Here is a 12,081-nt window from a genome sequence, read left to right as displayed (position 1 = left end):
GAGCTTGGACGTCGAAAGGATCGTTTCTAAGCTGCCTATATGGCAGTGAACACGAACAATTATTCGTGCGCAAATGGGTTTTGTTTCTAAGCTGCCTATATGGCAGTGAACGACAGCCCCGTCACTAACGGTTAAATTTAAATTTTCTAAGCTGCCTATATGGCAGTGAACCTCAGATCATTTTTTGAAGCGATTGCCCCAGATTTCTAAGCTGCCTATATGGCAGTGAACGATTTTATTTGCTCTGACTATTCAGCTATTGATTTCTAAGCTGCCTATATGGCAGTGAACGGTAGCTTTTTAATTTTAGGATTGATCTAAATTTTCTAAGCTGCCTATATGGCAGTGAACCCCCAAGGCGTAACGTCTGGATGCAACCGTGGTTTCTAAGCTGCCTATATGGCAGTGAACAATATAAAGACTATCGCGGCACTTGAAAGTGTTTTCTAAGCTGCCTATATGGCAGTGAACGAACTGGCGACCTTGCAACTGAACAATATTTCTTTCTAAGCTGCCTATATGGCAGTGAACAAAAGAAAAGAGTATTACCCTTCAAGCCGAAATTTCTAAGCTGCCTATATGGCAGTGAACAAAAGATTTTACAAAACCTATATCATTTGTTTTTTCTAAGCTGCCTATATGGCAGTGAACGTCACTTGTTGTTGTGATCAAAGTCTTTAAATTTTCTAAGCTGCCTATATGGCAGTGAACAAACGCATGGCAAAAAGAGCTAAAAGTATCTTTTTCTAAGCTGCCTATATGGCAGTGAACTTGATGTTAAAACATCGTAACAAATTTCAATCTTTCTAAGCTGCCTATATGGCAGTGAACTTAAATTTCTTAGCAGATATAATTTTAATCATTTTCTAAGCTGCCTATATGGCAGTGAACTTGTTCACGCTCATCTTTTCGTTTTTGAAACTTTTCTAAGCTGCCTATATGGCAGTGAACAATGTAGAACAACAATACGAAACTTACTTTGATTTCTAAGCTGCCTATATGGCAGTGAACGGGATTGGGGTTTTTTAATTGGTGTTGGGATTTTTCTAAGCTGCCTATATGGCAGTGAACCTTCAACAGGTACAGGCCGTCAATTATCCGTATTTCTAAGCTGCCTATATGGCAGTGAACCATTCGAGACGCAGGCAGGGACGACAGGATTCTTTCTAAGCTGCCTATATGGCAGTGAACGTGTTGGGGTCGTAAACACTAATAGATGTACCTTTCTAAGCTGCCTATATGGCAGTGAACAAGACACTGGTTTTAAAGTGGGCTGTCTTTTATTTCTAAGCTGCCTATATGGCAGTGAACAAATTCGTGTTTATCCACAAGAGACTTTATCGTTTCTAAGCTGCCTATATGGCAGTGAACAGTCGACAGCTTGAACGTCATTCAAAATGTATTTTCTAAGCTGCCTATATGGCAGTGAACTGGCGAGGGCGCGCAGTCCAGTTTTTTTAGTATTTCTAAGCTGCCTATATGGCAGTGAACCTTTGCCCCCTTTATTGACACCAATTGCAAAATTTCTAAGCTGCCTATATGGCAGTGAACCCTTAACTTTTCTACCAACACGGTATTTAAAATTTCTAAGCTGCCTATATGGCAGTGAACTTAATGCTGCCATATCGAAAAATGGGGGTGTATTTCTAAGCTGCCTATATGGCAGTGAACAAAGTGATGTCTGATCCTGATTTACAAGCGTGTTTCTAAGCTGCCTATATGGCAGTGAACCAGAACAAGAAATTAAGGACGGTGCGCCTAGTTTTCTAAGCTGCCTATATGGCAGTGAACGAGATACCACTCGATTCAGTACCAAATCAAAATTTCTAAGCTGCCTATATGGCAGTGAACTTCTTGACCGCCTTTGCCATCACCAACCTTTTTTTCTAAGCTGCCTATATGGCAGTGAACTGATCGACTAACATCTGCAATGTTGGATAAGTTTTCTAAGCTGCCTATATGGCAGTGAACGATTTCTTCAAGCCGACCCAATGGTACGTTATTTTCTAAGCTGCCTATATGGCAGTGAACTTCGACGCACAAGGCCGTGAAGTTGCGTACTGTTTCTAAGCTGCCTATATGGCAGTGAACTCATGAATATGAATAACTGGCGGGTATCCTGCTTTCTAAGCTGCCTATATGGCAGTGAACAGATGGTATTAACTGCCAAAGATTCTTTACTATTTCTAAGCTGCCTATATGGCAGTGAACGTGGACGCGTACAAAATAAGTAACGATACGGCTTTCTAAGCTGCCTATATGGCAGTGAACTACTAAAATGGACAGGAATGTCTAGTGTAGTTTTTCTAAGCTGCCTATATGGCAGTGAACGTTTTTGCCATGCGATATTCCTCAAGGTCATCTTTCTAAGCTGCCTATATGGCAGTGAACGCTTGAATATGAAGAATTGGCAACAGGTACAATTTCTAAGCTGCCTATATGGCAGTGAACGATTTTTCACAGTAAGAGTTTTGGCCAAGTATTTTCTAAGCTGCCTATATGGCAGTGAACTTTGAAGTCTTTCAACCCCTGCTGCATCAACTTTTCTAAGCTGCCTATATGGCAGTGAACTAATTATGGCAACTGGTGCTCATGCAGCAGAGTTTCTAAGCTGCCTATATGGCAGTGAACGCGAATCCGAATTATTAAGGATTGCTCAAACATTTCTAAGCTGCCTATATGGCAGTGAACGTTTAAAACAATTGATTCCACCGCCTTGTCTTTTTCTAAGCTGCCTATATGGCAGTGAACATGATGCTGAAGGGCGATTGGTTATGCGGTCATTTCTAAGCTGCCTATATGGCAGTGAACGTCAGCTTCAGGCTATTTCAGATGGCTTCAGATTTCTAAGCTGCCTATATGGCAGTGAACGTTACCAATGTTGTAATTTCATCTGAAAACATTTTCTAAGCTGCCTATATGGCAGTGAACGGATGTTAGAACTTCCTTCCGTTAAGCTGTTTTTTCTAAGCTGCCTATATGGCAGTGAACGCCCAGGGGAAAGTATGAACGCAATTATCAAATTTCTAAGCTGCCTATATGGCAGTGAACTTAACTGTGATAAATCGGGCGTCACAAGTAAATTTCTAAGCTGCCTATATGGCAGTGAACACAATCTCAACTTCTGCATTCTGCAACTCACATTTCTAAGCTGCCTATATGGCAGTGAACACGATGTAGCCGACAAAGTAGAACAAGCAACTTTTCTAAGCTGCCTATATGGCAGTGAACAAAAAAAATTCGCCCTGAAAATGCAATTATCAATTTCTAAGCTGCCTATATGGCAGTGAACGTCACACATCATCATATTGCTGATAAAATCAGTTTCTAAGCTGCCTATATGGCAGTGAACAGTAAATATAAAGGACAAAGCTCTAAAATAACAAGGATTTAATGCCGAAAAATGCAAAATACCCAAAGTTTTTTTTAAAATCGTAACTTATTGATTTTATAGGGCTGTTAAAGAGTGCTTGAAATATTGGGGTAAAAAAGGGTTCTTGTCAAAGACTTCTACAGAACAGAAAGAAGATATCCTTTATAATCTACACAGGTTTTAAATCAACAAATGCAAGTGGGACAACTTAGTGACTAATCTACTCGACATGGACTTAGAGTTAAATGATGATGAAATGCACCTTTATTCGCGCCAGATTCTCCTTGATGGTTGGGATATAGAAGCACAGGAAAAGCTTAAACTTGCTAATGTCCTTATTGTCGGTTGTGGCGGTATAGGCTGTACAAGTGCGGAACTATTAGCACGCGCAGGCGTGGGTCAAATTACCTTGATTGATGCCGACACTATTGAAATGAGTAATTTACAACGGCAAATAGCCTATGTGGAAGAAAATATTGGCTTCTACAAAGCAGAAATACTAGCGAAGCGCTTAAAGCAAATTAATCCACATATTCGTATAGAAAGTTATACCTCTAAACTTGATGAAAGCAATGCAGCACAACTCATTGCTACTCAAGATTTAATCTTGGATGGTTGCGATAATTTCACCACTCGCTATTTGGTTAATCAAATTTGTACACAATTAAATGTCGCTTTAATTAGTGCATCAGCCATAGGCTTTCAAGGTCAATTGTTTATGGTAGAAGGTGATTCGGCTTGCTATGAGTGCTTATTTTCTAAAGAAGAACATATAAACGAAAGTTTACGTTGTGCAGATTCAGGTGTACTTGCGACAACACCTAATGTCATGGCAAGTTTGCAAGCCCATCATGCCTTGCTTTATTTAGGTTTAGCTAAAACCCCATTAAAGCAAAAACTATTGCTTTGGGATGGTTTAAGCATGAAACAACGCTTACTTACTTTTGCAAAAGATACAGATTGTTCAGTTTGTCAGGCAAGATAGTCCTGCAAAAGAATATTTTTTTGCTACACTCACTACCAATTTAATTCTACTTAGACATTATGAAAAACAATATCTGGTTAGATGGACTGCGTTCAGTTGCCCGAGTTGGGGAAACAGCTGTCATTGCAGCAAAAGCGGGCATTAAATACGCCACTGAAAAACCAAGTAACGCAAAATTGATGCGTGAAACTTTTGAATCTTTAGGTTCAACCTATATTAAACTTGGGCAGTTTATTGCCAGTACGCCATCTTTATTTCCTCGTGAATATGTTGAAGAATTTCAAGGTTGTTTAGATCAAACACCATCTTTGCCATTTAGTTATGTACAAGGGGTTTTAGCTTCTGAATTTGCAGGCAGAAATTTAGATGAAATTTTTACTTCGATTGAGGAAAAACCTTTAGCTTCAGCATCCATTGCACAAGTTCACGCAGCTAAGCTTGTAAGCGGTGAAGATGTAGTAATTAAAGTGCAAAAGCCGGGTGTAGAAACCATTCTTTATACCGATTTAAATGTATTACATTGGGCAACCAAAGTTTTAGAAAAAGTCGTACCTAAAGTAAAATTTGCATCACTTGCAGATATCGTCGATGAAATTAAAACCCGTATGGTACGTGAAGTTGATTTTATTGAAGAAGCGCAAAATTTAGATGATTTTGTTAATTATTTGAATGTCACTCAAAACAATAAAGCCACTGCACCAAAAGTCTATCATCAATATTCAACGCGCCGTGTGCTGACCATGCAACGTTTGTATGGCGTACCTTTGACTGATTTTGATGTGGTTAAAAAAGTCTCTAAAGATCCATCTCAGGTTTTAATTACAGCCATGAATACATGGTTTGGTAGCCTGATGATGTGTAACAGTTTCCATGCTGACTTACATGCAGGCAATCTAATGTTACTTGAAGATGGTCGTGTTGGTTTTATCGATTTCGGTATCGTTGGGCAGTTAAACCCAACAGTGTGGACAGCAAGTATTGCATTTATGGATGCACTGCAAAAAACGGATTACAATTTGATGGCAGAAAACATGCTGAAAATGGGTATGACGGATAAGAAAATTGATACTCAAGTTCTGGCATCTGATTTAGAGCGGTTATTTAGCGGCGTATTAATGGCAGATCCTCAGCAAATTTTAAGTTCAAATCCTGCCGATTTAAACGATATTATGATGGATATGGTGGGTGTCGGTGAGCGTCATGGTATTCGCTTCCCACGTGACTTTGCATTGTTATTTAAGCAAATGTTGTATTTCGATCGCTTTATGCGCATTCTTGCACCGTATACTGATATTTATGCAGACCAACGTTTGCAAATGGTGCAAACACTTGATCCGAATGTGTTGTTAAAAAACTAAATTGTTTTTAAGAAAATCCCCCTAAGTCCCCCTTTTTCAAAGAGGGACTTAAAAGCTCCTCCCTTTTTAAAGGGAGGTTGGGAGGGATTAAAAAGTCAAAATCTGTTAAGGGTAAAAATGTGGACGCAATTATCATTGAAGGTTTGAAAGTTGAAACAGTGATTGGCTGTTTTAATTGGGAACGTCAAATTATTCAGCCTTTAATGCTTGATATGACGATTCAGACCAATTTAGAGCAAGCATCGAATTCGGACGAATTGAAAGATACGCTGAATTATGCGGAAATTTGCGAAATTTCAGCCACTGTTATACAAAAAGCACAGCCAGAATTGATCGAACATGCAGCAAAAATTGTGCTAAATGCACTTTTTACTACCTTTCCCGCAGTCGAATCTATTATGATTACGATCAGGAAGCCTGCCATTATCGCGCAAGCAAATTCTGTAGGAATTCGTCTTGAACGCCACCGAAACGATATTCGCCTTAGCTCTGGCGAGTAATTGCAATCCTGAACAATACTTTAAGCAGGCATTTTCCCAGATTGCTGAAATGGGTCAGGTTCAATTCTCTAAAATTTATTTAATTCCATGTCGAGATGCGATTGGGGCAAACTATTGGAATGCTGCCTGTTTGCTTAAGTCACATTTGGATGTTGAAGAAACCATTCATTTACTGAAGAAAATGGAAACGGATGCAGGTCGCGTACGTCCTTCACATTTTATTTCGTTAGATGTGGATTTAATTGCTTGGGGTATGGATTTAGAGCACATGCAATTTAATCCGAAAAAATTACCCTTAGCTTTAGATGTAAAAATTCCAATGCAAGATGTTTGGACGCATGTTGCATTTAATCATTTACATACGGATTTTCCAATTGTTACATGTGAACCTTAAGCAAGCCATTAAATAGACATGTATGGTATTGCAAAATAGAGAGATCGCTATGAAGTTAAATATCCTTTTTATTATCAGCTTAAGTTTCTTAATTTCGGCATGTGTCACAACGGCAACACCGATGGGGAAAGATCCATCTGCATTGCAAAAAGCAGTTCAATCTTTTACACAAGATCAAGCGCAGTTTATTCATGCACAAGTCGATTTGAATCACGATGGTATTCAAGACGCAGTCGTGTTGTTAAAAGGGACAGATTGGTGTGGTTCTGGTGGTTGCACCATGTTGGTGTTTCAAGGTTTGAACAATAAAAATTTCCAATTGTTAAGCCGATCAACAGTAACTAACACACCGATCTATTTATTAAAATCAAGTCATCAGGGTTGGCGAGATTTGTCGGTCTATAGCCGTGGTATTGGTCAGGTAACCTTACAATTTAATGGGAAGAATTATCCTGCTAATCCATCTTTGCTCACTGAAACCAAGATTGACCCAACAGAGGCTCAGCTATTACTTGAACATTAACTAATAAGATTGATGTGGTTGTATCAAAAAAGCAGTGAATATTCACTGCTTTTTAGTTCTTAAATGAGCAATTAAATATAATAACTGGTCTTGGTCATTAGCTTGGAAATTGCAGTCATGGTAATGCGTACAGGCGCGGGTAAGTCTACGCCGCCAGCATTAAGTGCTGTATCTCTATGTTGTAATTCATCTTCATTCATTTGCACTAAAATTTTACGTGAACGATCATCTTGCGCAGGTAGCTGTTTAATATGATCTTCTAAATGCAAACTTACTTGACGTTCAGTTTCAGCCACAAAACCTAAGCTGTATTTATCACCTGCAATGCCTGCAAGTGCTCCCATACCAAATGAAAGTCCATACCAAACAGGATTAAATAAACTGGTATGGCTATCGAGTTCTTTTAAACGATCTTCACACCAAGCCAAATGATCTTGTTCTTCAACGGCAGCTTGTTCCATTTCATGGCGTACATTGGGCAATTTCGCCGTCAGTGCTTGACCATGATAAAGCGCTTGTGCACACACTTCACCGCTATGATTGACGCGCATTAAGCCCGCAACATGGCGTGCTTCACTCACTGCTAGTTTGGTTTCAACATCATTGCTCGGATTTTCACGATGTGCAGCGGTCGTTCCAGGAACGAGACTGCGTAGCGCTTGGTCAAATGAATGAATAAATTTGTCGATACCCGTATATTGACGCATAAAATTAATCCTCTAAAGCATTTTGTTGATGTGCAGCAAGCATGGGTTTAAGTTTAAACAACAGCCATGTGGTGAAAATGGCACTTAAAATAGCGGTAATACTAAAAAGTATTTTAATATCAATCTTAAATATACTTAGGATGATAATAGAAAACACAGCAGAGGATACCATGAATACGGCATTTAAGATGTTGTTTGCCGCCACCACACGTGCACGATGTGAGCGCGGAGAAAAGGCTTGCATCATGGCGTATAGCGGTACGATGTAGAAACCACCACTAATCCCAAGTAATGTCACAGCAAGCATGACGTGGTAATAACTTAAACCTTGGGTAAAGATATCTTTTAAACCCAGCATTTCACCTGTGCGTTCGGGAACAAATGCCAAACTTGCTGCCAAATAAAAAGCAAAAACAGTTAAGCCAATTGCACCAAGCGGCACCATCTTTAAATTAACCTCTGCACCACCAATTCTGCGGCACAATAACGAACCAATACCAATACCCACAGAGAAAAAGGTTAAAAGTAGACTGACAACATTTTCAGAGGCATGTAAATTTTGTTGGGTTAGCTGTGGAATTTGGGTGAGATAAGTTGCACCATAAAACCAATACCAAGAATTTCCCAGTAAAATCAGAAAGACAATCGGTAAGCTTTTGGCATATTTTAAGGTTTGTAAACTGGTTCTAAAAAAGTTCCAGTCGATTTGAATATCAGGAGAGGTGACATTTTGCTTTAAAACAAAGCGACTTGATAAATAACCCAAAATGGCAATGGTTACCACAGTTAAACTAATCCAAATCAGATTGCCTTGTGACATGGAAATAACGGCACCACCTAAAATCATCCCCATTAAAATAGCAATGGATGTACCCGATTGAAATAATGCATTTCCAGACATTAATTCATTTGGTTTTAAAATTTCAGGTAAAATGGCGTATTTAATTGGCCCAAAGAAGGTGGAATGTGTTCCCATCAAAAATAAAGCCAATAATAATAGCCATAAATGACCGAGGATAAAGCCAGCCGAACCAATCAACATGATCACAATTTCAAGAATTTTAATACCACGTACAAGTTGTGAGCGTTCGTACTTATCAGCAATCTGTCCAGCTGTCGCAGAGAAAATAAAATAGGGTAAAATAAAGAGTAAGGCTGCGAGATTATTTAGTGTACTTACATCCGCACTTTGTTGATTAATCCAACCATAGGTAATGACTAATAACAGTGCTTGTTTATATACATTGTCATTGAGTGCACCAAAAAATTGAGTAACAAACATCGGTAAAAATCGACGTGTGCCTAAAAGAGATTCATTTTTTTCCATGGTTTCTGGACTTCATTAAGTTTTATTAAGAAATGTGGGTATTTGGTAAAACACGATAAAAATCATGTATGATGTTTTTAACCTATACTTTAGTGAAAATTCCAATAGATTTTAGCTTGTTAGCAATTTTTCATTGGGTGTTTTCATTACATATATTATATGAGTTTAAAGTTTTTTATGCTTTCAAAACTGGATTTTAAAAAGTCGACTCTTACACTAAGTGTCCATTCCATCATACAGTGGAATGATCAACATGCACGATTCTGTTTAAGCTTCTTTTTAATCTTACTTGCACAACAAAGTTTTGCACAAGAAATACAGCCAAATACAACCAGCACTCAAGCAGAATTTCAACAACAACTCAAGAACGAAGCTGTTAAACAAGATATAAACAGTAGCGAAAAATTCGAGAAAATTGCAAATTTTCCAGAAAAAAAGAGCGAGCCTGATAGTTTACAAATGCTGCAACAACAAGAGCAAGCCATACAGCCTTTAAACGAATTTAAGCCGATTGAGTTTGAAGCTCTAGAAGAGTTACCTATAGAACCTGTCAATCAAATGATGGCAGATGAAATTTTTCGTATGGCAGAAGGTGCGAAAAATGAAGCACAACATTATCGCGCAGAGAAAATTCCTGAAATCGTGGTTTCTGATGCAACCCAACAAGAGTTAGTTGAAATTAATCAATCACCTGTAGATGTTGATCAATTAATAACAAGTATTCAAGCAGATAGCCAAATTATTGTTGAAGCCAATGAGTCAGGAACAACGTTACCTGAATTAGGTGCAACTGATGCTGATGAAATAGAAGATCCCAATTTTTTCAAGCGCTGGTTCTATAAAATAAAACCATCAAGTCAATTAAGTGCGACAAAAGTGCAGCGTATTAGCGCGGATGTTGTTATTAGCTCGACAGAAAATAATAGCGATGTTTCAAATCTAGCCTATAGTCAGGCAGTAGATAATTTAAAAGCCAATATTAAGGGTAAGCTTTCTAGTTTTACCCAAGAATCATTCAGTGATTTTCCTTCAGCACTGCCACAGCTTAGAACATTGTCCAATCAAGCAGCGCAGGCAGTTGGCTTTTATAATGCAGCGTTTAAATTTGAAAAACTTAGTGAGAATCGTGTTCGAGTTAGAGTAACACCAAATGCACCAGTACAAATTAAACAGCAGAATATTGAATTTAGTGGTGCGGGTGAAAATCAATCACAGTTCCAAGTCATTCGTATTTTACCCGATCAAGAAGTCGGTGATGTTTTTAATCATGGTTTATATGAACAGACCAAAACACGTATTACAGATGCCGCCAGCAATAATGGTTTCTTTGATAGTTATTGGCGACTACACGATGTAAAAGTTGCCCAACCGCAAGATACGGCAGATGTTAATTTACGCTATGAAACGGGTGAGCGTTATAAATTAGGCGCTGTTGAATTTCGGATGGGTGATCCAACAAAACCATTTCCGATTGACTTAGATGTCTTGCAAAGCATGGTGTCGTGGCAAGATGGTGCAGATTATGCTTTTTGGCGTGTTAATGGTTTGGCAAATAACTTAACCAACTCACGTTATTTTAATTACACCTTAGTCGATGCAGTACGACCTGATCCAATAGAAAAACCGTTAGAATTAGCACCTGATATTCAAGCTTTGGTCGATCAGCAAAAAATATCAGAAAGTGCTGCAAGTGTTCAGGAGCAAAAGAAAGTCGCTTCCTCCCGTGAAGTCACTCAATCTGTGGTGGATGAAGGTAAATTTGCAGGCACTACCGATGCTCAAAGCGAACAGAATTTACGTCAATTACGTGTAGCACAAGAAAGTAAAGAAACTGAAGAGGATCGCTTAAAAGCCCAAGCGCGTGAAGAAAAGAAAGTACCTGTTATTGTGACACTAAATGCTGACCGTTTAAATAGTGCTGAAATGGGCGCAGGTTATGGTACAGACACTGGGGTACGTTTACGTGGTCAGTATCGCCGAGCTATTGTGAATCGCCGTGGTCATTCATTTGATGCTAACTTAGAATTATCTCAAATTCGTCAGTCCCTTGATGGTCACTATAATATTCCATATAACCATCCTCTAAATGACTATATTAGTTTAGTGGGCGGGTATGAGCGTGAAGAGCGAGAAGGTGTTGCACAAGGGATGGGCTTGATGATTGAGTCTGCCGTTGTAGGTGCGGATCGTGTGATTAAGAATCCTCGTGGAAGTTGGCAACACGCTTTTGGTCTGCGTTATCGTTTAGACCGTATTACTCAAGATGGTTTGGTTGATTTTGATCAAATTCCAGAAGCATTCTTAGCGAACAAGAATGAGCAACAAGAATCATTGTTGTTTGGCTATGAAGTATCACGTACCACCAGTGATAAACGAGTTAATCCAAGTAAAGGCTTTAAGCAAACCTATAAAGTAGAACTTGGTAGTGAAACTTTATTGTCCGATGCAGATATGGCCATTGTAAATGCAGGTTGGCGTTTTATCTATTCATTGGGTGAAAATGATAACCATCAGTTTGTAGGACGCGGTGATTTAGGTTATATCTTTGCACAAGATTTTAGTAAAGTTCCTTATAACCTGCGTTATTTTGCTGGTGGTGATCAAAGTGTTCGTGGTTTTGATTATAAAAGTTTAGCTGCTGAGCAAGATGGATTTAGAATTGGTGGGCAGGCTTTAGCTGTCGGATCTTTGGAGTATAACTATCAATTCAAAGACGGTTGGCGTGCAGCTATATTTAGTGATGTGGGGAATGCCTATGATCGAGATTTTAGTACGCCAACAGCATATAGTGTTGGTTTAGGGCTTCGTTGGGCATCGTCAATTGGTCCAATTCGTATCGACGTGGCTTCAGGTATTTCCGATGATAGTCACCCAATACGTATTCATTTCTTTATTGGTCCACAATTATAGATTT

General features: G+C 38.9%; 8 protein-coding genes and 1 CRISPR repeat array (1 of these 9 running past the window's edge). Of the genes, 6 read left to right on the top strand and 2 right to left on the bottom strand.

The features are described 5' to 3' along the window. Positions 1-3,352: a CRISPR direct-repeat array (repeat unit 28 nt; unit sequence TTTCTAAGCTGCCTATATGGCAGTGAAC) (it extends 1,418 nt beyond the left edge of the window). A 232-nt stretch (positions 3,353-3,584) separates the two neighbouring features. From B9T25_RS07695 to B9T25_RS07675, 5 genes are all read left to right on the top strand, one after another. Next, positions 3,585-4,358, top strand: a complete 774-nt coding sequence (locus B9T25_RS07695; protein WP_171262747.1) for a HesA/MoeB/ThiF family protein — start codon at positions 3,585-3,587, stop codon at positions 4,356-4,358. 59 nt (positions 4,359-4,417) lie between these two features. Next, positions 4,418-5,716 (top strand): ABC1 kinase family protein, encoded by a 1,299-nt coding sequence (locus B9T25_RS07690; protein WP_086187861.1) that lies wholly within the window; start codon positions 4,418-4,420, stop codon positions 5,714-5,716. 119 nt (positions 5,717-5,835) lie between these two features. Continuing rightward, on the top strand, positions 5,836-6,216 hold the full coding sequence (gene folB, locus B9T25_RS07685; protein WP_086187860.1) for a dihydroneopterin aldolase: 381 nt from the start codon (positions 5,836-5,838) through the stop codon (positions 6,214-6,216). Then, positions 6,173-6,610 carry a 2-amino-4-hydroxy-6-hydroxymethyldihydropteridine diphosphokinase gene (locus B9T25_RS07680; RefSeq protein WP_086187859.1) on the top strand — a complete coding sequence of 146 codons (438 nt, stop codon included), beginning with the start codon at positions 6,173-6,175 and terminating at the stop codon, positions 6,608-6,610. Before folB ends, B9T25_RS07680 begins: the two co-directional genes overlap by 44 nt. 49 nt (positions 6,611-6,659) lie before the next feature. Further along, entirely contained in the window at positions 6,660-7,133 is a 474-nt protein-coding gene (locus B9T25_RS07675) for a hypothetical protein (protein ID WP_228146866.1), read from the top strand. Positions 7,134-7,204: 71 nt separating this feature from the next. Here the strand turns inward: B9T25_RS07675 and coq7 are convergent, their stop codons facing one another. Both coq7 and B9T25_RS07665 read right to left on the bottom strand, forming a co-directional pair. Beyond that, the gene (gene coq7 / locus B9T25_RS07670) at positions 7,205-7,840 is read right to left on the bottom strand and encodes a 2-polyprenyl-3-methyl-6-methoxy-1,4-benzoquinone monooxygenase (RefSeq protein WP_086187858.1); all 636 of its coding nucleotides are present in this window, start codon (positions 7,838-7,840) and stop codon (positions 7,205-7,207) included. A gap of 4 nt (positions 7,841-7,844) precedes the next feature. Then, complete coding sequence (locus B9T25_RS07665; RefSeq protein ID WP_086187857.1) at positions 7,845-9,167, bottom strand: MFS transporter; 1,323 nt, start codon at positions 9,165-9,167, stop codon at positions 7,845-7,847. 177 nt (positions 9,168-9,344) lie between these two features. Here B9T25_RS07665 and B9T25_RS07660 point away from each other — a divergent pair, with 177 nt between their 5' ends. Beyond that, positions 9,345-12,077, top strand: a complete 2,733-nt coding sequence (locus tag B9T25_RS07660; RefSeq protein ID WP_086187856.1) for an autotransporter assembly complex protein TamA — start codon at positions 9,345-9,347, stop codon at positions 12,075-12,077. Positions 12,078-12,081 lie beyond the last annotated feature (4 nt).

It is taken from the genome of Acinetobacter sp. ANC 4470, assembly GCF_002135335.1.
Taxonomy (GTDB): Bacteria; Pseudomonadota; Gammaproteobacteria; order Pseudomonadales; family Moraxellaceae; genus Acinetobacter.
This window is presented reverse-complemented; position numbering and strand designations above follow the sequence as displayed.